This is a genomic window from Massilia sp. (assembly GCF_031995545.1).
Taxonomy (GTDB): Bacteria; Pseudomonadota; Gammaproteobacteria; order Burkholderiales; family Burkholderiaceae_D; genus Telluria.
Map to the genome: position 1 here is coordinate 164,936 of NZ_DAMAGA010000004.1, position 24,254 is coordinate 189,189.

General features: G+C 66.4%; 16 protein-coding genes. 3 read left to right on the top strand and 13 right to left on the bottom strand.

Annotation, left to right across the window (positions count from 1 at the left end; genetic code table 11):
* Window positions 1–61: 61 nt before the first annotated feature.
* The 7 genes from RTQ83_RS05420 to RTQ83_RS05450 form a co-directional block, all read right to left on the bottom strand.
* On the bottom strand, window positions 62–2,260 hold the full coding sequence (locus RTQ83_RS05420) for a TonB-dependent siderophore receptor (RefSeq protein ID WP_312511849.1): 2,199 nt from the start codon (window positions 2,258–2,260) through the stop codon (window positions 62–64).
* Between the two features lie 172 nt (window positions 2,261–2,432).
* Entirely contained in the window at window positions 2,433–4,601 is a 2,169-nt protein-coding gene (locus RTQ83_RS05425; protein WP_312511851.1) for a TonB-dependent siderophore receptor, read from the bottom strand.
* 248 nt (window positions 4,602–4,849) lie between these two features.
* Window positions 4,850–5,446 (bottom strand): methyltransferase domain-containing protein, encoded by a 597-nt coding sequence (locus RTQ83_RS05430; protein ID WP_312511853.1) that lies wholly within the window; start codon window positions 5,444–5,446, stop codon window positions 4,850–4,852.
* A gap of 43 nt (window positions 5,447–5,489) precedes the next feature.
* Window positions 5,490–6,896 (bottom strand): APC family permease, encoded by a 1,407-nt coding sequence (locus tag RTQ83_RS05435; protein ID WP_312511855.1) that lies wholly within the window; start codon window positions 6,894–6,896, stop codon window positions 5,490–5,492.
* Window positions 6,897–7,131: 235 nt separating this feature from the next.
* On the bottom strand, window positions 7,132–8,250 hold the full coding sequence (locus tag RTQ83_RS05440; protein ID WP_312511857.1) for an alpha/beta fold hydrolase: 1,119 nt from the start codon (window positions 8,248–8,250) through the stop codon (window positions 7,132–7,134).
* Between the two features lie 169 nt (window positions 8,251–8,419).
* Window positions 8,420–9,439 (bottom strand): sugar kinase, encoded by a 1,020-nt coding sequence (locus tag RTQ83_RS05445; protein WP_312511858.1) that lies wholly within the window; start codon window positions 9,437–9,439, stop codon window positions 8,420–8,422.
* Between the two features lie 78 nt (window positions 9,440–9,517).
* Window positions 9,518–10,648 (bottom strand): heparan-alpha-glucosaminide N-acetyltransferase domain-containing protein, encoded by a 1,131-nt coding sequence (locus RTQ83_RS05450; protein WP_312511860.1) that lies wholly within the window; start codon window positions 10,646–10,648, stop codon window positions 9,518–9,520.
* Between the two features lie 198 nt (window positions 10,649–10,846).
* Between RTQ83_RS05450 and RTQ83_RS05455 the strand changes: the two genes are divergently transcribed.
* A complete protein-coding gene (locus RTQ83_RS05455) occupies window positions 10,847–11,791 on the top strand; it encodes a 2-hydroxyacid dehydrogenase (RefSeq protein ID WP_312511862.1) in 945 nt (314 codons plus the stop codon).
* Between the two features lie 15 nt (window positions 11,792–11,806).
* On the opposite strand, the gene RTQ83_RS05460 is transcribed toward RTQ83_RS05455, so the two are convergent.
* Window positions 11,807–12,559: a siderophore-interacting protein gene (locus RTQ83_RS05460; RefSeq protein WP_312511864.1), complete on the bottom strand. Its 753-nt coding sequence runs from the start codon at window positions 12,557–12,559 to the stop codon at window positions 11,807–11,809.
* 126 nt (window positions 12,560–12,685) lie between these two features.
* Between RTQ83_RS05460 and RTQ83_RS05465 the strand changes: the two genes are divergently transcribed.
* Window positions 12,686–13,081 carry a MarR family winged helix-turn-helix transcriptional regulator gene (locus RTQ83_RS05465; RefSeq protein ID WP_312511866.1) on the top strand — a complete coding sequence of 132 codons (396 nt, stop codon included), beginning with the start codon at window positions 12,686–12,688 and terminating at the stop codon, window positions 13,079–13,081.
* A gap of 91 nt (window positions 13,082–13,172) precedes the next feature.
* On the opposite strand, the gene zwf is transcribed toward RTQ83_RS05465, so the two are convergent.
* The 5 genes from zwf to RTQ83_RS05490 form a co-directional block, all read right to left on the bottom strand.
* Complete coding sequence (zwf, locus tag RTQ83_RS05470) at window positions 13,173–14,639, bottom strand: glucose-6-phosphate dehydrogenase (RefSeq protein WP_312511868.1); 1,467 nt, start codon at window positions 14,637–14,639, stop codon at window positions 13,173–13,175.
* Window positions 14,640–14,831: 192 nt separating this feature from the next.
* Entirely contained in the window at window positions 14,832–17,792 is a 2,961-nt protein-coding gene (locus RTQ83_RS05475) for a TonB-dependent receptor (RefSeq protein WP_312511870.1), read from the bottom strand.
* A 170-nt stretch (window positions 17,793–17,962) separates the two neighbouring features.
* Window positions 17,963–19,843, bottom strand: coding sequence for a glycoside hydrolase family 28 protein (locus tag RTQ83_RS05480; RefSeq protein ID WP_312511872.1), 1,881 nt, complete (start codon window positions 19,841–19,843; stop codon window positions 17,963–17,965).
* 8 nt (window positions 19,844–19,851) lie between these two features.
* Entirely contained in the window at window positions 19,852–21,063 is a 1,212-nt protein-coding gene (locus RTQ83_RS05485; RefSeq protein WP_312511874.1) for a DUF4861 family protein, read from the bottom strand.
* Window positions 21,064–21,075: 12 nt separating this feature from the next.
* Window positions 21,076–22,485: a glycoside hydrolase family 88 protein gene (locus RTQ83_RS05490; RefSeq protein WP_312511877.1), complete on the bottom strand. Its 1,410-nt coding sequence runs from the start codon at window positions 22,483–22,485 to the stop codon at window positions 21,076–21,078.
* A gap of 223 nt (window positions 22,486–22,708) precedes the next feature.
* On the opposite strand from RTQ83_RS05490, the gene garD reads away from it, so the two are divergent.
* Window positions 22,709–24,250 carry a galactarate dehydratase gene (gene garD / locus RTQ83_RS05495; RefSeq protein WP_312511879.1) on the top strand — a complete coding sequence of 514 codons (1,542 nt, stop codon included), beginning with the start codon at window positions 22,709–22,711 and terminating at the stop codon, window positions 24,248–24,250.
* Window positions 24,251–24,254 lie beyond the last annotated feature (4 nt).

The following is a 24,254-nucleotide window of genomic DNA, read 5'->3' on the forward strand; positions in this document are numbered from 1 at the left end:
AACAAAAAAGCGGCGCCGCTTCGGATGACACGGCGCCGCCCCGGTGCTTCCTGGTGATCGATCAGAAGCGGTAACGCAGCGTCAGCGTCGCATTGCGCGGCGCGTTGTACGTGATCTGATTGGAGCCGGCCGACATCCCGAAGCTGGTCTTGTCGGTCGCATTGCTGACGTTCAGCTGGGCCGACAGCTGGCGGGTAAAGTCATAGCGCGCCATCAGGTTGACCAGCGCATACGATTCCTGCTCGGTACGGCCGTCGAGGCCGGCGGCCACGGTGCGGTCGACCGTGTAGACGCTGCCCTGCCAGTTGACGCCGCCGCCCACGGTCAGCTTGCGCCAGGCGCCCGGCAGGCGATAGCTGGCGAAGGCGCGCAGCGTCTTGCGCGGGTACAGCGAGTTGACGTCGACCCCGGCCGCATCCTTGGCGCGGAAGATCGCGTAGCCGATGCTGGCGTTCAGCCCCGACGCGATTTCTCCCGATACGTCGAGCTCGATGCCCTTGCTGGTGGCGCCATCGGCGGCGCGATAATAGGTCTCTTCAAGCAGCGGGCCGGTCGGGCCGTCGCGGTCGATCCTGCCGTCGGCCTGGCCCAGATTGTCCTGCTTAAGGTGGAACACGGCCAGCGATGCATTCACGCGGCGGTCGAAGAACTCGCCCTTGATCCCGGCTTCGCTCGCTTTGCCCTCGATCGGGTCGAGCTGGTCGCCGGCCAGGTCCTTGCGGTTCTGCGGCTGGAAGATGCTGGTGTGGCTGGCGTACAGCGAATAGGTGTCGTCCAGGTCGAACACCAGGCCCGCGTACGGGGTGATTTCATGATCGTACTTCAGCACGTACTGTTCGCCGCCGACCCGGCCGCCGGCCTTTTCATAATTGGTCACGCGCGCGCCGACAATCGCCTTGAGGCGGTCGCTGAGCGAGAAGCGCGCCATGCCGTACAGGCCTTCCTGTTTGGTGTCGACGGTTTCGTAGCGGTTTTGCGGGCCCCACGCCGGTTCGGTGAAGCTGGCCGGATCCCAGCTGCGGAAATCGGCAACGACGGGGCTGCCGTTCGGGTAGCTGCCGAGACGGTTGTTGGCATGGAAATCGGTCTTGGCATGCAGGTAGCCGAAGGCGGCCTGGTGCTCGCGGCCGGCCAATGCGAAGGTGCCGCTGGCGTGCACGCCGATGTCCTTCTGCGCGGTCTGGATCACGTACGATCCGAGGAAGCTGCCAAGCCCGGCGCCGGTGGCGCGCACCGGCACACCCGACAGGTACAGCAGGTGCGAGTCGCCGTCGCGGGTGGCGTCGGTATAGGTCAGGCGCAGGTTCCAGCCATTGGTGAAACGGTGTTCGTAATCGGCGAAGAAATTGTCGTACTGATTTTCGTAGCCCGCCCATGGGGTGGCGGTGGTCTTCGAGCGGTCCCAGTTGGCGAAGCTGCCGTCGCGGAAACGCGAGGGCAGGCCGCCCCACATCGAACCGCGCGGACTCATCTTCTGGCGGCTGAAGCCGGCCGCGAAGGTGCCGTCCAGGCCGATATCGGCTTCGATGGTGGCGTACAAGGTGCGGTCCTTGTTTTCCAGGTACTTGACCCAGCTGTCGCCGGCACTGTATTCGCCGACCACGCGCGCGCGCACACTGCCCGAGGCGTTCAATGGCGTCGAGACGTCGGCCGCCACGCGGCGCGCATCCCAGCGTCCGACGCTGGCCTCGGCCGAGCCGGCCAGCTTCTTGCTGAAGGCGCGCTTGCGCACCAGGTTCAGCGCCGCCGACGGAGTACCGGCGCCGGTCATCAGGCCGGTGGCGCCGCGCACCACTTCGACCCGGTCGTACAGGGCCAGGCTGCCGAGCACTTCGCCGGCGCTCCAGGCCGCGTCCCAGGTGGTCGGGATGTTATCGATCTGCAGGTTGGTGATGTCGAAGCCACGCGAGGTGAACGCGCCGCGATGGGTTTCGTACTGGTTGACCGAGACGCCGGTGACGTTGTTGGCGACGTCGGTGATGGTCAAGAGGTGCTGGTCTTCGATGCGCTGCTGGGTGATGACCGAGACCGATTGCGGGGTGTCGCGCTGCGACATGTCGAGCGGGGTCGCGGTGCGGGTGCGGCCGATGGTGTACGAGCCGACGTCGTTCATCTTCTGGGCCTGGACCTGGACCTGCGGCATATCGGTGGTGCCGGCTTCGGTGGACTGGGCCTGGGCCAGGAACGGCAGCGCAAGGCCGACGCAGGCGGTCAGAGTGTTCAGGGAAAAGCGCCTGGTGGCGCTGCTTGCTTGTGTCATCGTGGTTCCAATGGACGAAACAGCACGCGTGGCCGCGCGCTGCGCGCGTGGCGCAGCGGACGGAGCGTGCCGGAGGGTGGGCGCCGCGTGCCGTGAGGCGCGCGGCGTCGGAGCGCTGCAGCGCTAATGCGCTGGCAGGCGGTGATGCTTAATGGCGTGCTTGAAAGCGAGCTTAGAAGCGATAACGCAGCGTCAGCGATGCATTGCGTGGCGCGGCATACGTGATCTGGTTATAGGCGGCGAACATCGCGAACGTCTTGCGGTCGGTGACGTTGTTGAAGTTGAGCTGGGCCGACAGCTGCTTGCTGAAATCGTAGCGCGCCATCAGGTTCACCAGCGCGTAGGACTTCTGCAGGATCAGCCCATTCACGCCGGCCGGCACCGCCGGATCGACGGTCCAGGTGCGGCCTTCGTAGTTGACCCCGCCGCCGACGGTCAGCTTGCTCCAGTCGCCCGGCAGGCGGTAGGTGGCGTAGGTACGCAGCAGGCCGCGCGGGTAGATCGTGTTGAAGCCGTTGCCGGCCGCGTCTTCGGCGCGATAGATCGAGTAACCCAGGCTGGCGTTCAGGCCCGGCGCCAGTTCGCCGGAGACGTCGATCTCGATGCCCTTGCTGGTGGCGCCGTCGGCGGCGCGGTAGTACGCTTCGCCGATCGCGCCGGCCTGGCCCGGTTCGAACACGCCGGCCGCCTGGCCCAGCTTGTCCTGCTTGATGTAGAACACCGCCAGACCGGCATTCACGCGGCGGTCAAAAAATTCGCCCTTGATGCCGACTTCCGAGCTTTCGCCGACGATCGGGTCGAGCAGGTTGCCGTTCACGTCTTTCAGGTTCTGCGGCTGGAAGATGTCGGTGTAGCTGGCATAGACCGAATAGGTGTCGTTCAGGTCGAGCACCAGGCCGGCATACGGCGTGACTTCATTGGTGTACTTCAGGCGGTAGGCCGGAGTGAACACGCCGAAGCCTTCTTTCTCGTAGTTGGTCAAACGCGCACCCAGGATCAGCTTGAGCGTGTCGCTCAGGGCGAAGCGCGCCATGCCGTACAGACCTTGCTGGGTCAGCTCGCTGCGCTCGTAGAAGGCGCGCGGAGCCCAGGTCGGCTCGGGATAGGCGGCGCCGTTCCAGTTGTTGAAGTCGCCGACGGCCGGCGCTTCGCCCGGACCGAGGCCGGCGTAGCTCGGTGCGCGCTGGTCCGAATTGAACTTGTTCTTGGCGTGCAGGTAGCCGAACGCGGCCTCGTGCTGGCGGCCGCCGAGGGCAAATTCGCCGCTCGCGTGCAGGCTGACGTCGTTCTGCAGCGAGTGGGTCAGGTAGGAGTTCGGGAAGGAACCCAGGCCGACGCCGGTGGCGCGATCCGGCACGCCGGACAGGTACAGCAGGTGCGAGTCGCCTTCGCGCTCGCCGCGGGTATAGGTGGCGCGCAGGTTCCAGCCGTTGGCGAAGTTATGGTCCAGTTCGACGAAGGTGTTGTTGGCCGAGCTGGCGTTGCGCGTCCACGGGGTGCCGGTGGTCTTCGAGCGGTCCCAGTTGGTCGGCGAGCCGTCCGAATAGCGGTACGGCAGGCCGCCCCACATCGAGCCTTCCGGCGAAATCTGCTGGCGGCTGAAGCCCGCGCTCAGCCTGGTGGCGGTGCCCAGGTCGGCCTCGACCGTCGCGTAGAAGGTGTGTTCGTTGTTCTTGATGTACTGGACCCAGCTGTCGCTGTCGACGTACTCGGCCACCACGCGCCCGCGCACGCTGCCGGCCTGGTTCAGGGCGGTGGAGACGTCGCCCATCACGCGCCGCTTGTCCCAGCGGCCGACCGTCACTTCGGCGCTGCCCGCCAGTTGCTTGCTGGTCGCGCGCTTGCGTACCAGGTTGATCGCGGCCGACGGGTTGCCGGCGCCGGTCATCAGGCCAGTGGCACCGCGCACCACTTCCACGCGGTCGTACTGGGCCAGGCTGCCCATCACTTCGCCCGAGCTCCAGGCCTGGTTCCAGGTGGTCGGGATGCTGTCGACCTGCAGGTTGTCGATGTCGAAGCCGCGCGCGGTGAAGCCGCCGCGGTGGGTTTCGTACTGGTTGACCGAGACGCCGGTCACGTTGTTGGCGACGTCGGTGATGCTCAGCAGGTTCTGGTCAATGATGCGCTGCTGGGTGATCACGGACACCGATTGCGGGGTCTCGCGCAGCGACATGTCGAGCGGGGTCGCGGTGCGGGTAGCGCCGATGGTGTAGGCACCGTTGTCGCTGACCTTTTGCGCCTGCACTTCCACCTGCTGCATGCGGGTGATGCCGGCATCGGTCACCTGCGCCATGGCGATGGCGGGGAAGGCCATGCCGACGGCGGCTGCGAGGGTTTTCATGCTGCGACGACCTGCTGCGTAGACCTGCTGTTCCATCTTTTTTCCTGTTGTTGACGGTGGTTGTTGCCGGACCTGGCATAGCATGCGACGCCGCCGGCTATCATGAATCCATGAATGATAACCATTCTCATTTAATTGTCAATACCGGAATGCAACATGGCGTTTTTACTATCACTACGCGGCGAGGATGCAACAGGTTCGCCGGCCGCGGACATGCTGGCCGGCGAGGATGGCTGTAACGCGTGAGGTCAGGCGACTTCTTTTTTGTTGGCCTCGGTGATGGTCCAGTAATAAATCGTGCGGCCGTCGACTTCGACCGTCTTCTCGGCCGGCCATTCGCTGCCCATGTCGAAGGCGTGCGACACCACGCGCGTGCCGACCTTGAGCTGCTTCCACAGTTGCGGACGCAGCTTGGCGTTGACAGTCGGCAGCAGGTACAGGGTGACCACGGTGGCGCTGGAGACGTCGGTCTTGAACAGGTCGCCCACGCGGAATGCCGCGCGGTCGGACACACCGGCCTTCTTGGCGTTTTCCTTGGCCTCGGCGATGCGCGCCGGATCGAGGTCGATGCCGGTGCCGCGTGCGCCGCGCTCCTTGGCGGCGGTGACCACGATGCGGCCGTCGCCGCAGCCGAGGTCGTACAGCACGTCGTTCTTGCCGACCTTGGCCAGGTCGAGCATCTTGTCGACCACTTCCTGCGGCGTCGGCACGTAGGGCACGTCCAGGCGCGGCGGGGTGGCGGTGGCGCTGGCCTGGGCCAGGGCGCGCCCGAAGGGAATCATCGACATGCCGCCCAGGGCGGCGGCGGACAGGAGCAGGGTACGGCGGCGTGCTTGCGGCTTCATCGGGACATCTCCTTGGGTAGGTTGGACGCTTCGGAAAAAATCGTTATCGGCTGCGCGCGCGCAGCAACAGCAACAGCACGCCGCCGCAGGCCAGCACGGCGACGCCGATCCAGGCCGCATTCAGCCCGCCCAGCGTCTGGCTGTAGACGTAGGACAGGCTCGACCACAGCATGTAGGCGCAGCTGGCGCAGAACAGCAGCGGCAGCACTGGATACAACGGCACCTTGAACGGACGCGGCGTACGCGGTTCGCGCCGGCGCAGCACGAACAGCGAGATGCCGGTGAGCAGGAAGAACAGCCAGAACACCGGCGCCGTGAATTCGACCATCGACTTGAAGCCTCCGCCCAGCGCGGCGCCGATGGCGACCAGCACCAGCGCGGCCACGCACTGCACCGTCATCGCCACCGTCGGCGTGCCGCGCTCGCTGTCCCACTCGGCCATGCGCCGTAGCGGGCCCCAGTCGCAGCCCATGGCGTAGTTGGTGCGAGCGCCGACGATCATGGTGGCGTTGATCGAGGTGAGCGCGGAGATCGCCACCAGCACCGAGATCAGCCTGCCGCCATTGGTGCCGAAGGCTTGCTGCATGACGTCGGCCGCCACCGCCTCGGAAGCGGCCATGCCCTCCATGCCCAGCACCTTCCAGTAGGCCCAGGTTACCAGCAGGTAGAGCGCGGTGATGATGACGATGCCCAGCGCCAGCGCCTTGACCATGCGGCGCGGGCCGCCGCGCATTTCGGCGCTGATGTAGGCGGCCTCGTTCCAGCCGCCGTAGGTGAGCAGGACGAAAACCATCGCCATGCCGAGCGAGGCGCCAATGGCGGCGGCGTCGCCGGCCACTTCCGGCACGGGGCCGGCAGCCGGCGCAGGCGCGGCATCGGTGAACAGCGCCGCGGCGCCGACGATCAGGAGCAGACCCAAAATTTCGGCCAGCGTCAGGACCGACTGGGTACCGGTGCCGGTGCGGATGCCGCGCAGGTTGAGCAGGGACAGGGCGACGATCACGCCTACCGCATACACCGTGCTGCCCCAGCCGGCAGGCAGGAAGCTCAATGGAATCGCCTGCTGCATGTAGTCGCCGAACACGAAGCCGAGCAGGGCGATCGAGCCGGTGGTGATCACCGAGAAACGGGCCCAGCCGAACAGGAACGATACCGAGCGGCCGTAGGCGCGCTGCAGGTAATGGTAGTCGCCGCCCGGGTGCGGGTAGGCGGTGGTCAGCTCGGCGTAGCACAGCGCGCCGATCAGGGAGATGACGCCGCCTGCGATCCACAGCGCGAACATCTGGCTCGCGCCGCCGCTCAGGCCGGCGACGATGGAAGGGGACTTGAAAATGCCGGCGCCGATGACGACGCCGACGATGACGGCGACTGCTTCACGCAGGCCGATGGTGGGCCGCACGCGCGTGCCGGGCAGGGCTGATGCGGTGCGTTCTGCTTCGATAGCATCCATGTCGAAAGGGGTTGCGCAAGGGTGAGGCAACCGCGAAACAACAAGGGCGGATGCCGCACGTGGTTGACGGAGGGGAACGTGTCGAACCACCGGCGCTCACCCGCTTTTCGGAACAGGTTCGGATCAGGTTGGGATCATAGCGAGCCTGCCCAGCAGGGGGCGCACATTTGAATGCGCGGCGGGTAGCGATGCGCGGGCGCCGTGGCGAGCGCGCTCGCGCCGCCACGGACCCAGGTCAGGCCGCCGGTGCCGGTGCAGTCAGGAGCGGCGTCGCTGCCGGCGCGCCCAGCCAGTCGAAGATCTGCGGCCACAGCGCCGCATGCGCATTGCGTCCCACCAGCACGCCGACGTGCTGCAGGTTGACGCCGACGTCGCCACCGTACGACAGCACCTGCTTGCGCTCGCTGCCCGCCGCTTCGTGGAACGGCAGCACCGATTGCGGCGGAATCACCTTGCTGCGGAAGTCGACCACGCTCATCAACGGTGCGCGCAGGTCGTGCGGACCGATGGCGCGTCCGCCGACCTCGAGCCGCCCCTGCATGAAGTCGTCGCGCCGGTACAGCGACTCGACGATGTCGGTGAACAGCTTGCCCGGCAGCGCGAATTCGTCGTGGGTCCAGCGCTCGACCCGCATGTGGGTGGCCAGCGCGCGCGGGTCGGTCAGCGACAGGTAGCGGTCGATGATGCGTTCCCACCCGAAGGCTTGCGGCTCGGCCATCGCGCTCATCATGTTCAGGAATGCGCCCGGCACATGGCGGAAGGCATTCGCGATGGCGCGCGCATCGGGCGTGGCCTTCACCAGCGGCGTAAAGCAGCAGGCGGCATGGGCGAAGCGCAGCGGCGCTTCCAGCAGCACCGTCGCCGCCACCTGCTGCGGGTGGGCGGCGCTGTAGATCGCGGCCAGGATGCCGCCCAGCGAATGGCCGGCGATGGTAATCCGGGCCTGACCGCTGTCCTCGCGGATCTTGCTTTCGCATAGAGCCAGCAGGCGGTCGCCGTAGTCGGCCAGGCCGACCTCGCTGTCGCCGTCCGGCGTCGGCACCCATTCGGCCAGATACACGCGGTAGCCGCGTTCGAGCCAGCGCCGCACCACGCTGATCTCGGGAGACATGTCCCAGATATACGAGCGCTTGATCGGCGCCGGCACCAGCAGTACCGGCGGGCCGTCGTTGCGCGCGCCGTCGTAGCTCAGCAGGTTCAGCCCCGGCTCGGCGTGCAACACGCTGGACGGTGTGCGCTGCGGGCCGTAGCCGGCGCGCTCCAGCATCGCGCCCCTGGCCTGGCGCCGGCGGTCCATGTCCTTCAGGGCTTGCGTGCCAAATGGATCCAGGGTGTTCCAGTTCATTGCGTACATGGCGGTCCCGTCTGAATGGCAATCACGCGACTGTACGCCTGGTGCGCGCACTGTCCAAGCGCGCACGCGCAGAACCGCGCGGGGGTTTGCGGTCGGCCAAATCCTTCCTACTGGAGTCTGGCCGCAGAGCTATTTCACTTGCACGCAGGCAGCACGCCTGCGCGATGCATCAGCGCCGCACGTCCAGCGCGCCGTCCATCACTGTCTCGATCTGGGCACGCGACGCCGGGCTGAAGTCGCCAGCGATCGAATGCTTCATCGCCGCTGCCGCCAGGCCGAAGGCGGTCACCTCACCCGGTGCGGCGCCGCGCAGCAGGCCGTCCAGGATGCCGGCGGCAAAGGCGTCGCCGGTACCAATGCGGTCGACGATGTGCTGCAGCGTGCAGGGGCCGGCCGAATGGATACCGTCGCGGGTGTGCAGGTGCGCGTCCAGATCGTGGCGGTCGACGCCGTGCTGCCGGCGGCCGGTGTGCGCGATCCGCGCCAGGTTCGGGAACGCATCGAAGGCCGCGGCCACGGCTTCTTCTTCGCGGCCGGGCTGGGCCAGTTCGGGCCGGCCCAGTACCAGCGCGAAGTCGCGCGCGCCGGCGAACGCCAGGTCGGCCTGCTCGAACAATGACTTGAGGGTGCCGGCGCCGTCGTCGCCGCGCGCCGCCCACAGCGAAGCGCGGTAGTTGCCGTCGAAGGCGACCCGCATGCCAAGCTGGCGCGCGGCACGCATCGCGTCCAGCACCGCGCGCGCCGGCCCCTCGCCGACGGCCGGCGAGATGCCGGACACGTGCAGCCAGTCTGCGCCGCGCAGCAGGGTGGGCCAGTCGTAGGCATCCGGATCGGCAGCGGCGAAGGCCGAGCCGGCGCGGTCGTAGACGATTTCGGAAGGACGCAGCACCGCGCCCGGCGTCAGGAAGTACAGGCCCATGCGCCCGGCGGCGCGCGTTACGCTGGCGACGTCGACGCCGTGCATGCGCAACCCATCGACGGCAGATTGGCCGAGCGCGTTGTCGGGCACCGTGCTGACCATTGCCGCGTCGTGGCCAAGGCTGGCCAGCGACACCGCGACGTTGGCTTCGGCGCCGCCCACGCACAGGTCGAGCGCGGCGGCGTGCTGCAGCAGCCGGCCCTGCGGCGCGGACAGGCGCAGCAGCAATTCACCGAAACAGACGATACGGGCACGGCGCGGTTCTGGCATCACAGCTCCTGGCGGGTCGATGCGGCCAGTATAGTCGAGCCGCCGCCGGCGCGGCGCGTTTCGGCGGTTACAGGTACGTTATAGGTACTTCACCCAGGCTTTATCCGTGACACGCTTGTAGGCGCCGAAGCGGCGCGTCGGCCAGTACAGCAAGGCCGATACGAACGCCGCGCCGAGCCACACCTGCCACAGGTGATCGAAGTCGGCGCGCGGCACGTCCAGCACGGCGGCGGCGATGCGCTGCGCGGCCAGCAGCAGGTACAGGTGCAGGATGTAGAAGAACAGCGGCGCGCCGCCGAACACCGCCGCCACCTGGGTCCAGCCGGCGTCGATGCGCTCGATCCAGGCCAGCACCAGCAGGCCGACGCCGAGCGTGAGCAGCAGGAAGTCGAGCGAGGGCGGGTACTTGGTGAGGTTCAGGTACGACATCGCGCTGCGCACGAGGTCTTCTTGCGGCGCCCATGGCAGCGCTTCGCCATAGATGTTCCAGGTGCGCAGCACCAGCAGCAGCGCCAGGGCGGCCAGGCCGGCCAGCACCAGCGCGCGCCGGCGCAGGTCGGGTGCGGTAGCGCGCGCGTACAGCGGACCGCAGGCATACCCGAGCAGGATCACGCCGATCCAGGCCAGCAGCGGATAGCTGATCCTGACCCGCACCGGATCATCCAGCAGGAAGCCGCGCTGTTCCAGCACCGTCCAGATGCCGGCGGCCAGCGTGCCCGGTTCGAACGAGATGCCGGCCAGCGCATTGTGGCCGCCGACGATCGCGGCCCCGAGCAGCGCCAGCACCGGCAGCGGCAAGCGGTGCAGCAGCGCCAGCGCCAGCATCGACAGGCCGATCGCCCAGATCACCTGCAAATAGATGGTGTGCGGCGTGAAGCTGCCGGTCCAGGCGAAGTTGATCACCACGATCTCGAGCAGGATCAGGAAGGCGCCGCGCTTGGCCAGGAAACCAGTCGCATCGCGCGGTCCGCCCGGCGGATTGGCATACAGCCAGGCCGACAGCCCGGTCAGGAACACGAACATCGGCGCGCAGAAGTGCGCTGCCATGCGCGAAAAGAACAGGCCGGGATCGGTACCGGCGACATTCATCGGGTCGCTCACCTGGTGCTGCAGGAAGAAGGTCTCGCGCACGTGGTCGACCGTCATCAGGAGCATGACGAGACCGCGTGCGACGTCGATCGAGGCGATGCGTTTTGTAGTGGGGCTCATGGCGCGCGCTCCGCGTGGCGACGCGCGCCGATGAACGGGAAACTGGATGTTGAAATGAACGTCATGCTTATCTGCGCTGAATCGAACCAAAAATTGTACTGCATATCCAGTCCCGGCAAAGCGCCCACGCCTGCACACTGCCGACCGCTCTGGCATACTCGAACCGATATCTCATCAAACCAGGCAGGAAGAGGACGAATGAAACCGGAAATTCTAGTATTGGGAACCATATGGTCGCCCGAGGTACGTGAGCAGGTACAGGCGGCGTTCGAATGCCACTTCGTGAGCAGTATCGCCGAAGCATCCGGCCCCGGATTCGAGGCCATCGGGCCGCGCATCCGTGCCGTGCTCACAAGCGGCACCGTCGGCATCACGCCGGACCTGGTGGCAGCCTTGCCGGCGCTGGAAATCGTGTCGGTGCACGGCGTCGGCGTCGATGCGGTTCCCTTGCCGCTGCTGGCCGCGCGCGGCATCCACGTCACCAACACGCCGGACGTGCTGACCGACGACGTGGCCGACTTCGCCGTGCTCCTGCTGCTGGCCGCTGTGCGCCGCCTGCCGCTGCTGGACCGCTACGTGCGCGATGAGCGCTGGCCGGCCAAGGCGCCGCTGACGCAGGCGCGCAGCCTGCGCGGCAAGGTGGCCGGCATCGTCGGCTTCGGCCGCATCGGCCAGGCGGTGGCCAATCGCCTGCAGGGATTCGGCATCGAGATCCGCTACTATCAGCGCAGCGCCGGCCCGGCGCCCGAACGCCGCAGCGAATCGCTGCTGGCGCTGGCGCAGGAGAGCGACATGCTGGTGCTGTGCATGCCGGGCGGCGCCGAGACCACGCGCATGGTCGGCGCCGAGGTATTCGAGGCATTGGGTCCGGAAGGGACGCTGGTGAACATCGCGCGCGGCTCGGTGCTGGATGAAGCGGCGCTGATCGCGGCGCTCGAAAGCGGCCGCCTGGGTGCGGCCGGGCTGGACGTGTTCGAGCACGAGCCGCAGGTACCGGCCGCGCTGCGCGCGCTCGACAACGTGGTCCTGAGTCCGCACGTGGGCAGTTTCACGGTCGAAGCGCGGCGCGCCATGGGACGCCTCGCAGTGGCCAACCTGACGGCGCACTTCGCGGGCGAGCCGCTGCCGACGCCGGTGAAATAACGATCAGGTAACGTTTTACTCCAGGTGCTCGTGGTGGTCGGGCACGCCTTGCTTCCAGTAGGCCGACACCCGCGCCGCCTGGCGCGGCAGTCCCTTGTCCAGCAACAGCTGGCGCACGCGCACCATCAGCGCCGCTTCGCCGCCGCCCCAGGCCAGGCCGGCGCCCGGCTGCAGCGGCAATCCTTGCAGCACTTCCAGCAGCTGCTCGCCCGACTCCACCCAGTGGATGTCGGCGTTCGCATTGGTGAAGAAGCCGCGGCGGTCCGCTTCGGCGGCCAGGATCACCACCTGGGCGCGCGCGCCCTGCGGCAGCTCTTCCAGCCGGCGCGTGATCGCCGGCAGCGCGCTATCGTCGCCGATCAGCAGGTGCCAGTCCATCTCCAGCGGCAGGATCATCGAGCCGCGCGGGCCGCCGATGATGGCGCGCTGGCCAACCGCCGCCTGGCGCGCCCACTCGGCCGCGCCGCCGTGGCCGTGCAAAGCAAATTCCAGGGTCAGTTCGTGCGCTTGAGGGTCGAAGCGGCGCGGCGTATAGTCGCGCCGCACCTGCTGGCCGTCGGCGCCGTCGAACATGAACTTGACGTGGTCGTCGAACGAGAGCGAAATGAAGTCGGCCAGCGCCTCACCCTTGAAGGTGACGGCGGCGAAACCGGGGCTCATCCGCTCGACGCGGACCACTTCGACGTCGCGCAGCTTGAGGTCGTGGCGCACGCGCTCGATGGCGGGAATGTTGACGGAGGTATTGGCAGCGGTACTGGATTCGGACATGCTACACTCCAGAATTAGTTGATAGTGTCTACCATTATGCGAAATGAAGTTGATAGAGTCAACCAAAAACATGAATCGAAGCGGGGTACGTCGGGCGACGATCCGCTGGAGACGATGCACGCGATCATGCATCTCTACCGTTCGCAGCAGCTGCGCGGCCTGCGCGCCGGCTCGCACGAGCTGGCGCACATGGAAGTGAAAGCGTTGATGTATTTTGCCCGCAACCCCGGTGCCACGCAGAGCGAGCTGGTGTCGCATTCGGGGCGCGACAAGGCGCAGGTGGCGCGGCTGATCAAGGGCCTGCGCGACGGCGGGCTGCTCGATGCGGTGGCGGACGCGATGGACCGGCGCAGTACGCGCTTGTCGCTGAGCGAAGCGGGGCGGGAGGTGTTTGCGTCGCTGCATCGGCACAACGATGCGTTGGGAGAGGTGGCGCTGGCGGGGATGTCGGGCGATGAAAAGGCCCAGCTGATGGCGTTGCTGGGCCGGGTGCGCGCGAATCTGGAGCGGCAGGAAGACTGAAGGGCACTCGCCGCCTGTTCCATCGGCAGGTCATCCGCGCCCGCGCGTGGATGGCCTGCAAGGAAGAACGATCAGGGTGCGAGTGCGGCGCTTACTCGACCCACGCGTGCCCATCGCGCGCCATCAGCGCGAACGCCTCCGCCGGCCCCCACGACCCGGCCGCATACGCATGCGGTTTCTCGTTCAGCGACTCCCAGCCATTGATGATCGGCTCCACCCATTCCCACGCCGCCTCCAGCTCGTCGCGGCGCATGAAATGCGTCAGGCGGCCGCGCACCACGTCGATCAGCAGGCGCTCGTAGGCTTCGGCGCGGCGCTGGGCGAATGCCGATTGCAGGTCGAGATTGAGCGCCACCTGCTGCATCTCCATCCCGCTGCCCGGCTGCTTGGCCATGATCTGCAGCTTGATCGCTTCTTCCGGCTGCAGCTCGATCACCAGGCGGTTGGCGACGCTGCCTTGCGACTGCGGGAACAGCGGGAACGGCGGATTGGCGAATTCGACCACGATCTTGGACGAGCGGCGCTGCATGCGCTTGCCGGTGCGCAGGTAGAACGGCACCTTCGACCAGCGCCAGGTATCGATGTGGGCGCGCAGGGCGACGAAGGTCTCGGTGTGGCTGTCCGCCGGCACGTTGCTCTCGTCGTGGTAGCCCTTGGCTTCCTGGTTGCCGCTCACGCCCTTGCTGTACTGGCCGCGCACGGTGTCGCGCGCGATGTCGGCCAGCGTCATGCGGCGCAGCGATCGCAGCACCTTCAGCTTTTCGTCGCGCACCGCGTCCGGCGACAGCGAGGTCGGCGGCTCCATGGCGACGATGCACAGCAGCTGCAGCAGGTGGTTCTGCACCATGTCGCGCATCGCACCGGCGCTGTCGTAGAAGCCGGCGCGGCTGCCCACGCCCACTTCCTCGGCCACCGTGATCTGCACGCTGGCGATGTTCGGCGCGCGCCACAGCGGTTCCAGGATCGAGTTCCCGAAGCGCAGCACCATCAGGTTCTGCACGGTTTCCTTGCCCAGGTAGTGGTCGATGCGGTAGATCTGCGACTCGGCGAAATGCTTGCCGACCGCCTCGTTGATCTCGACCGCCGACGCCAGGTCGCGCCCGAGCGGCTTTTCCAGCACCACGCGCGCGTTGTCGTCGACCAGGCCGGTGGCCGCCAGCTTGTCGCAGATCATCGTGAACAGCGACGGCGCAGTGGCGAGATAGAACACGCGCTGGGCGCCGTCGCGCGAGGCTTCGCGCAGGCTGTCGAAGACTTCGACGGCCGACACGTCCAGGCGAACGTACACCAGCAGGTCGAGGAAGCCGGCCCAGGTCTTGTCGTTAAAGTTAGCTTCGGAAATGAACGAGCGCGAATGTTCCTCGACAAACGCTAGGTAGGCGGCGCGGTCGTAGTCCTGGCGGCCGGTCGACAGGATGCGGGTCGATGGCGGCAGGTTGCCGTGCAAGAAGGCCATGTACAGCGCGGGGAGCAGCTTGCGCATCGCAAGGTCGCCCATGCCGCCAAAGATGGTCATGTCGAGGGGAAGTCCGGTGTCGTGCTCGGTCGAGGTGGTCATGGGTCTTTCGCTAACGGTTGAGTGGAAGCTGCGTGGCGCTGTGCGAGCGCCCCTGCATGGTGCATGTTCCACCTGATTGTAGCCTACCTGTGGCAAATTCTCTGAATAAGCTGACAAGCCGCACCAAGGGCTTGCAGGGACGAAAAAAAGGCCCGCACAGGGCGGGCCGTGGAGAGACAGCAGGAAGTCTGGTCAGAACTTGTAACGCAGCCCGGCCAGATATTCGCGCCCGGTCACATTGTTCACCACCACGCTGTTGCGCGCCCGGCTGATGAACTGGTCGTTCTCCTCATTGGTCAGGTTCACCCCCTCGAGGGTGAACTCGAGGCGCTCATTGACCTTGTACGAAATCGACAGGTCGACGTTGAAGGTCTCGTTCTTGCCTTCCACATCGTTGTTGTTCTGCCCCGGCACGCGGGTGATGAAGCCCGAACGCTTGGAACCCGACAGGCGCGCGCTGAACTTGCCGTCGTCGTAGAAGAAGGTGGCGTTCCACGATTTCGGCGACAGGTTCAGCAGGTCGTCGGTGATGCTCTCGTTGCTGGTCGGCGAGACCGCGTAATTGATCTTCGACGACACCTTGGTGTAGTTCAGCAGCGTGCCGAAGTTGCGGCCCCAGCCTGGCAGGAAGGTGAACGGCTGCTGCCAGTTGATCTCGAAGCCCTTCAGCTTGCCGCCGTCGGTGTTCACCGGCTGGGTCAGCTGGAACACTTCCTCGCCCGTGAAGTTCGACGGCAGCAGCGACAGCGGCAGGCCCGAATCGCGGAACGCGACGTTGGTGCGCAGGCTCTGGATATAGGTGTCGATGTTCTTCTGGAACAGGCCCAGGCCGACGAATGCCTTGTTGGCGAAGTAGTACTCGAAGCTGCTGTCGAAGGTCTTGGCACGGAACGGCTTCAGGAACGGGTTGCCCGAGTTGATCGACAGGTTGCCGGTGGTGGCGATGCTGCCGCCCGGCGACAGGAAGCCCAGCTGCGGACGGGTCATCACCTTGGCGGCGCCGAAGCGGACGATGAATTCGTCGCTCAGGTTGGCGGCGACGTTGAACGACGGCAGGGTGTCCTTGTAGTCGTGCTCGACCTTCACGGCGGTGCCGCCGCCGGCGGCCTGGTAGCCGATGGTTTCCAGTTCGGTCTTCACGTGGCGCACGCCGAAGTTGCCGCGCAGCGGGATGTTCCACAGCTCGGTGCGGAATTCGCCCATCAGGTACACGCCGTTCGACTTCTCGGTAACCGAGCGGTTGTTGCCGCGCGCATTGCCGTTCTCGATCGACGACAGCGTGAAGTCGCCGGGACCGCCGGCCGGGCCGCTCTTGATGCAGTTGCAGTAGATGTCGTAGGCGGCGGCGATGGCCTGCAGGTTCGGCACCACCCAGCCGGTGGCGTTCCCGGCCGGCATGCTCAGGTTGCTGCCGAAGCCGGTCAGGTTGCTGGTCAGGCCGGTGGCGCCGGCGGGCGGCGCGAAGATGGTGTCGTTCTGGTTGACGCGGCGGAATTCATAGGTGTCCGAGCTGTACTTCTTGGCGTTGACGCCGCCCTTGAAGGTGAGCGACTCGCTGGCCTCAAAGGCCAGGTCGAACTGGCCGACGTTGTTGACGTTGTCGGTGCCTTGCGGACGGATGCGGATCTCGCTGGTGGTGGTGTTCGGCACCGTGGTCGGCTGGGCGCCGCCCGCCACCTGCGGCACGCCGATCAGGCCCAGGCCGGCGCCGTTGACGTCGACCGGATAGGTGATCACCGGGCGGCGGTCGTTGCCGCGGAAGTCGATCGCGTAGCCATCCACGTTCAGGGCGTCGAGCGTGACCGTGGTCTGCACCGGATTGCGGAACTTGGAATTGGCGCGGCCGTACTTGGCGCTCATGCTCCAGGCGTCGTTGAACTTGTGCTCGAGCGTCAGGGTCGGCTGGGTGAAGGTGGTCTTCAGTTCGTCGTAGCGCTGTTCGGAGCGCAGGTCGACGTTGTTGTAGCGGCCGTACAGCAGCTGGCCGCTCGGCGAGTATTCCGCTTCCAGCACGCCCACCTGCGGCTTGCCGCCCTGGCTGGCGCTGCGGCTGAACGAAGTCGCCTGCAGGAAGTCTTCCTGGCGCGTGGCGTCGAGCTTCGAGTACAGCATGTCGAAGGTGAGCAGGGTGCCGCGCTGCGGGCGCCATTGCACCGAGGCGGTCAGGCCGAGGCGGTCCTGGTCGTGGGTCAGGCGGCCGTAGCGCGGCAGGCGCGGATGGAAGTTGTTCGGGTCGCTGGCGGCGTTGTAGGCGGCGATGTTCTGCGGCGTGCCGGGCAGGCGCTCGGCGCCTTGCGCGGCCGGGCCGCAGGTGGTGGCGGTCGAATTCGATGGGTTGGCGGTCACGCCCTGCGGCGCGCACCAGCCGCCGGACGATGGGCCGTTGTCCCAGCGCACGGTGGAGAAGCCGTCTTCCAGCACCCGCCGCTTGGAAAACGCGCCCGACAGCAGCACACCGACCTTGCGGTCGAAGAAGGTGTCCGACACCATGAAGGCGACGCGCGGATCGGTCTTTTCCGAACCGTCGTTGTACTTGCCCTTGACCGCGATGGTGGCGTTGCGGCCGCGCAGGTCGAACGGGCGCAGCGTCTGCAGGTCGACGGTGGCGCCGAGCGAGCCTTCGTCGACGTCGGCCGACGAACTCTTGCGCACCGTGAGCGAGCTGAACAGTTCGGAAGCGAACACGTTGAAGTCGAAGCCGCGGCCGCGGTTGGTGCCGCCCGAGCTGTCGGTGCCGCCGGTGGTGGCCAGGCCCTCGATACCGTTGATGCGCACGCGCGTAAAGTCCTGGCCCAGGCCGCGCACGGTGATGTTGCGGCCCTCGCCGGCATCGCGGTCGATCACCACGCCCGGCACGCGCTGCAGCGACTCGGCCAGGTTGGTATCAGGGAACTTGCCCATGTCTTCGGACTTGATCACGTCAACGATGCCGTTTTCCTGGCGCTTGGCGCTCAGGGCGCTTTCCAGCGAGGCGCGCAGGCCGGTCACGACCACGGTCTGGGCGCTCGATGGCGCGGCGGCGGGGGCACCGGCAGGGGAAGCTTGCACCTCCTGGGCAAAGGCCGGGCCTAGCGAGAGTGCCGAGATCGAAGCGGTGCCGAGCAGGCACAGGGTAAGTTTGCGCAAGGCTGCGCGTTGCGAGGGTTGGGTCATGCTGTCTCCATGCGTTTTTGTCGGGGTGGCGCGAAGCCGGTGCCGCAATTGCTTATTATTTCTGGTCGGGCCAGTTTTGGAATTCTATGATAGTTATGGTTATTTTGGTCAGGCCAGATGATAAATATTTACATGACTGGCCTGACCTGTTTTGGTGCATTTTTTGACGATCAGGTCTTTTTGCCCAGTACCTGGTTGTAGCGTTTGCCGTCAATGGTCACGTTGTCGAGCGTGATGTCGACAGCGTTATGCATGAACCATGGTTTTTCCGCATTGCGCGGTGTACCGAAGTCGGAGTCGCTGATGCGTACGCGGGTGATCGGCGGGATCGGGGTGCCCGCCTTGCCGTTGAAGCTCGATGCCACCGGTCCCAGCAGCACGAAGGCCTGGTAGCACGAGAAGCTGCCGTTGCCGGTATCGACGTTCGTGGTGCGCACGTTGCGGATGTCGATGTCCGACACCTGCGGCGGACGGATGCGCATGGTGTCGTCGCCTGGCACGTAGTCGCAGTCGATGGTGACGATGGCGCCGGCGCCCGACGCCACCGGTTCCTTGATCTCCTGCGCGCCGGGCAGCGGCTTGTACAGGCCCGGCTCGAGCGCCACGCCGTGCGGCAGAGTGACGTCGCGCACGTACAGGTGGCGCAGGAAGCCGCCGCGGTTCATGTTCGTTTTGAGGCGGATCGCGGTATTGAGCGGGTCATCCTTCCAATGGATGTTGCGGAACTCGAGCTTCTCGGCATAGATATGCTCAATGCCGCCGGCCATTTCGCTGCCCAGGGTCACGCCGCCATGACCGCTGTTCATTACGCAGTTGCGGATCACCACATTGCGCGTCGGTCCGTGGCCGGTGTCGAGGTTCTTGCCTGCCTTGATCGCAATGCAGTCGTCGCCGTTGTTGAACAGGCAGTCGTCGACCAGCACGCCGTCGCAGGCTTCCGGGTCGAAGCCGTCGCTGTTCGGGCCCAGGCTTTCCATGTTGACGCGCCGGATCAACAGGTCGCGGCAATTGACCGGGTGATGCAGCCAGAACGGCGCGGCATTGACCTGATAGCCCTGCAGCAGCACCCGGTTGCAGCCGATCAGCTCGATCATGCAGGGGCGCAAAAAGTGCCCGTGGCCGAACACGCGTCTGGATGCCGGCATGCCCGCTTCGGACAGCGCCGGCAGGTAGCGCGAATCGGTCTGCCAGCGCCCCCCGCTGCCCTGGATGCTGGCCTGGCGCCGCGCGTCGATGCCGGGTACCACCTTGTCCAGCGCCGGATTGTCCGGGTTCGGATGGACTTCGGTGCGCTGGCGCTGCGGCTTGCCGCGGCCTTTCCAGTCCCACCAGCATTCCGGGCCGGGCGCAAAGCCGGGCTCGAACGGCACGCCGCCCTGGCCGTTGAGGATGCTGGTCCAGTCCTCGCCGGTGAGAGCGATATTGTTCTGGTTGATGGCGTACACCATCGGCGAATAATTCAGGCAATCGTTGCCCTGCCAGCGCGACAGCACCAGCTTGCCGTTGGCGCCGCAATCGTGCTCGCCGTGGCGCGCGTAGTGGTTCGGGTTGGCAGCGAAGTGCACGCGCGCACCGGCGGCCAGGTGCACGTGCACGTTCGAGCGAAGCACGATCGGGCCGGCGCAGTACCACTCGCCCTTCGGGATCAGGACCCGGCCGCCACCCTTGGCGTGGCAGGCGGCGATCGCCGCGGCGATCGCCGGATAGCAGTCGGGCGAGCCGGGCCCCGGGGTGTCGAGCGTGCCGTCCACCAGCGACGCCACCTGGCCCTTGACCTGGACCAGCTTGCACGGTTTGGCCTGGTAGTCGGTGATGACGAAATCCTCGTCGCGGAATTTGAAGGGCGCGTCGAAGCGGGCGACGATGGCGGCGGCGCGCTGCCACGGATCGGCCTGGGCGCCGGCAGCGGCGGCCTTGGCGTTCGCCACGGCGGCGCCGGCGGCAGCCGCCGCGCCATCCTGGGCCGCGCGCGCGGCGCTCACTCCCGACAGCAGCAGCGGGGCCGCCGGCATGGTGCGCAGCAGGGCGCGGCGTTTTGCTTGAAATGGCATGGTGTTCCTTATTGCTGTGGTTTGAGGCTGACGCGCACCGGGCTGGCGTCGCGCGCGAGGACATCCTGCGCCGCCTGCTGCCATTGGGCGCGGCTGGTGATCTCACCGGCGCGGCTCCAGGCGGCGCCCGCGTAGTAGCGCAGCGGCTGGCCTGGCGTGGCTTTCGCCACCACCAGTTCGTTGAGCGTGTCCTGGGCGAAGCCGCCGGCGCTCGGCAGCACGACCGCCACACCGAAGGCGTCGTTGCTCTTTTGCTCGACCCACTGCAGCAGCACCTTGCCGTCACGTCCGACCGCGACTTTGGCGTCCTGGCCCTTGTCGGCCGGGGTCTTGTTCAGGCCCACCGCGACAGTGAGCGGGGCGCTGTCGCCGGAGTTCGTGGTGAAGGTGCTGTCGATGCGGTCGAACCACTGGCCGGCATCGACCGTGAAGCGTTTGACTTCGCTGACCTGGCGTCCGCCCGCGTCCCATGCTGCATAGTGCAGCTCGAAGATGGTGCGGATCGGGCCATTCGCCAGGATCCGGTGGCTGGCGTAGTTCACGCCGGTATACAAGGTCTTGCCGTCCCACACGCCGCTGCCGCCGGCGCCGCGCGACTTGCCGACGTTGTACATGTCCATGCCTTCGCCCTGGTCCTTGTGGTAGTGGTCATGGCCCTTGTTGTACCAGCGGTCGACGATCGGATAATCGACCCGCTTGAACCAGATATCGAGGCCACTGGTCACCAGCACTTCCTTGACCACGCCCGCCGGAGCCGGGGCGGCGAGGGCCGGGCCGTAGGTGCGGTGCGCCACCTTGTCGTTTTCCCAGGCGAAGTCGTCGAGGCGCTCCGGCACCTGGCGTGCGAACACCTTGGTGGGGAAGGGCGGTGCCACCGTATCGATACGCTCGATGGTGAAGCCGGCGCTCTTTTCTCCTGCGGCGAAGCTGTGCTGGAACAGCAGTTCGCCATAGGCGATGCCTTCGTTCTTCGGGTCCTTGGCCTGCGGCGCGATGTTCGTCACCTGGTGCGGCAGCACGCGGCCGCTTGCATCCTTGACCGCGATCTTCTGGACCAGCGCGCCCGGCATGGCGGCATTCACCTCTTTCCATGGGATCGAGATGGTTTCCGATGGACGGGCGATGGCCAGGTCGTGCTGCACCGTGACGGCGATCCGGTCCGCAGCTTGGGTAGGGGCGAGCGCCGCCGCCAGCAGCGTTGCCAGTATGAGTTTTTGCATGATCTTCCCCGATCAGTGATGTTCGCGGTAGTCGGTCTGCCCGCCCTTGGGCAGGTAGTGGTAGGTGCGCACCTTGTGCTGGATCTCGAACGCCGGGTTACTCACCATGCGGATGATCTCGGCGCCGGCCAGCAGCATCGGGCCGTAGCCATGCAGCGCATCGGCGCTGGTCGGGCGATGGTAGTAATAGACCATGTCGCTTGCCAGCGTGGTGCCGACGCAGGTGCCTTCGACCTGGCCCAGCGCGTTGATACGGGTGGTGAGCGCGTTCCAGCCGGTCTGCGCGATCGAGCCGTAGGTGGTGGCGCTGATCCAGCCTTCGTTCACGGCGTGTGCGATCACATAGGTGAAGATGGCGCTGGCCGAGGTTTCCAGATACGAGTCGTTCCGGTCCAGCATCTGGTGCCACAGGCCGCTGCCGCTTTGCAGCTCGGCAATGCCTTTCAGCGAAGCGCGCAGCTGCGCCAGCACTTTCGGGTAGCCCGGATGATCCTTCGGCAGCACGTCGAGCAGGTCGGACATGGCCAGCACCGCCCAGCCGTTGGCGCGGCCCCAGTAGAAGCGCGGCGCGTCCGGGTTGTTGGCATGCCAGCCATGGGTGTACAGGCCGAGTTGCGGGTTGAACATGCGGCTCGACATGCCCAGCACATTGTTGACCGCATCGTCGAAGTGTTCGCGCTTGCCGCTCAAGCGGCCCATCTCGGCCAGCGCCGGGATGCTCATGTACATGTCGTCGGCCCACAGCGAGACTTCCTGCGGACGCTTGCGCGCCATGGTGCCGTCGTCCAGCCGGAACTGGCGCTTGACGACCCAGTCGCTGCAGGTATCGATCATCGATTTCAGATCCGGGCCGACTTTTGCCAGGCGCGCGCGGATCAGCGCCGCGCACATCGAGCCGCTGTCGTCGAGCGAGCGTGGATCGAGGAAGCGCGAGAAGCTGTTGCCGCGCTCGAGTTTGAACTTCTGCTCCTGGGCGCGGAAGTAGGGAAGCGTGTCGTTGAAGAAGCCGAAGTGACGGCGCGTCATGCTGGTGAAGCTGGCGTCGCCGGTGACCTGCGCCGCCTTCAGCAGGCCCGAATGCACCACGCCCATTTCGTATACCTGGATGCCATAGTCGCCTGCGCTCTTTTCAAAGATGGCGTCGGCGCTCGGAGTTTTCAGGTCCGTGACCGGCTGGCCGGTCTTCTTGCTGACGATGCGGGTCGGCGTGGCGCGGTCCATGAAGGCGCGGATCGACTGCAGCTGGGCCGTGACTTCGGCCACTACCGGCTTCTTGTACGGAATCGGATAGCTGCCTTCGCCCGGGTCGCCCAGGTTGCTGTTGTCGGGATTGCGGTACTTGCCCTCGGCAAGGGCGGGTCCGCAGGCGAGCGCGCAGCCTATCAAGGCTGCGAGCAGGCGCAGTGTCAGTTGGCCTTTCATTTGTCTCCAATCGCTTTTCTAGTGTTACCGGTTGTCGGTACTTTGCCTGGTACTTTGCTAGGCGCTGCTTACGGGGTGCTTGCGTACTGATCTTGTATTGCGTTTTGGTCAGGCCATTCTAATTTGGTCCGGCCAAAATCACAAGGTGGACTAGCCGCATTCGAATATTTTATGGCATACTGAAAAAGAACCTCCCCAATCGGCCACCAGACAGGCAAGACACATGAACCAGCAAGTTCCGCGCACTATCCGCATGCAGGCAAGCGACAACGTCGCCATCGTCGTCAACGACGGCGGACTGCCCGCAGGCACCGTATTCCCGGACGGCCTGGAGCTGATCGAGGGCGTGCCGCAGGGGCACAAGGTGGCGTTGACCGACCTGGCGGACGGCGACGCCGTGATCCGCTATGGCGTCACGATCGGCTACGCCGACGGGCCCATCGCGCGCGGCAGCTGGATCTCCGAACGCGTGCTGCGCATGCCGGCGGCGCGTTCGCTCGACGACCTGCCGGTCGGCACCCACGCGGTCGACGCCGGCCCGCGCCTGGAGGGTTACACCTTCGAGGGTTACCGCAACAAGGACGGCTCGGTCGGCACCCGCAACATCCTGGCGATCACCAGCACCGTGCAGTGCGTCTCGGGCGTGATCGATTACGCGGTCCAGCGCATCAAGACCGAACTGCTGCCGCGCTATCCGAACGTCGAAGACGTGGTCTCGCTCGAACACGTGTACGGCTGCGGCGTGGCGATCGACGCGCCCGGCGCCGACATCCCGATCCGCACCATCCGTAACCTCTCGAAGAATCCGAACTTCGGCGACAGCGTGATGGCGGTCAGCCTGGGCTGCGAGAAGCTGCCGCCCGCGCGGCTGTTCCCGGCGGGAGCAATCCCCATCGGTACCGGTGCGCCGTCGGTGGTGACGCTGCAGGATCCGCAGCACGTCGGCTTCATGTCGATGGTCGATTCGCTGATGACCACCGCCGAAAAGCACCTGCAGGAACTGAATGCGCGCCGGCGCGAGACCTGCCCGGCGTCCGACCTGGTGGTGGGCGTGCAGTGCGGCGGCAGCGATGCCTTCTCCGGCGTGACCGCCAACCCGGCAGTGGGCTTCGCCACCGACCTGATCGTGCGTGCCGGCGGCGCCGTCATGTTCTCGGAAGTGACCGAAGTGCGCGACGGCATCGACCAGCTCACCGCGCGCGCCTCGAGCCCGGACGTGGCGGCGGCAATGGTGCGCGAGATGCAGTGGTACGACGATTACCTAGTGCGCGGCGGCGTCGACCGCAGTGCCAACACCACGCCCGGCAACAAGAAGGGCGGCCTGTCGAACATCGTCGAAAAGGCGATGGGTTCGATCGTCAAGTCCGGCTCCACCGCGATCACCGGCGTGCTCTCGCCGGGCGACCGCCTGCAGCAGAAAGGCCTGATCTACGCGGCCACGCCGGCCAGCGATTTCATTTGCGGCACGCTGCAGATGGCGGCCGGCATGAACGTCCACATCTTCACCACCGGTCGCGGCACGCCGTACGGCCTGGCCGCGGTCCCGGTGATCAAGGTTGCCACCCGCACTGAACTGGCGCAGCGCTGGCACGACCTGATGGACCTCGACGCCGGCACCATCGCCAGCGGCCAGTCGACCATCGAAGACGTCGGCTGGGAGCTGTTCCGCCTGATCCTGGACGTGGCCAGCGGGCGCAAGACCTGGGCCGAGCACTGGAAGCTGCATAATGCACTGGCGCTGTTCAATCCTGCGCCCGTGACCTGACCGA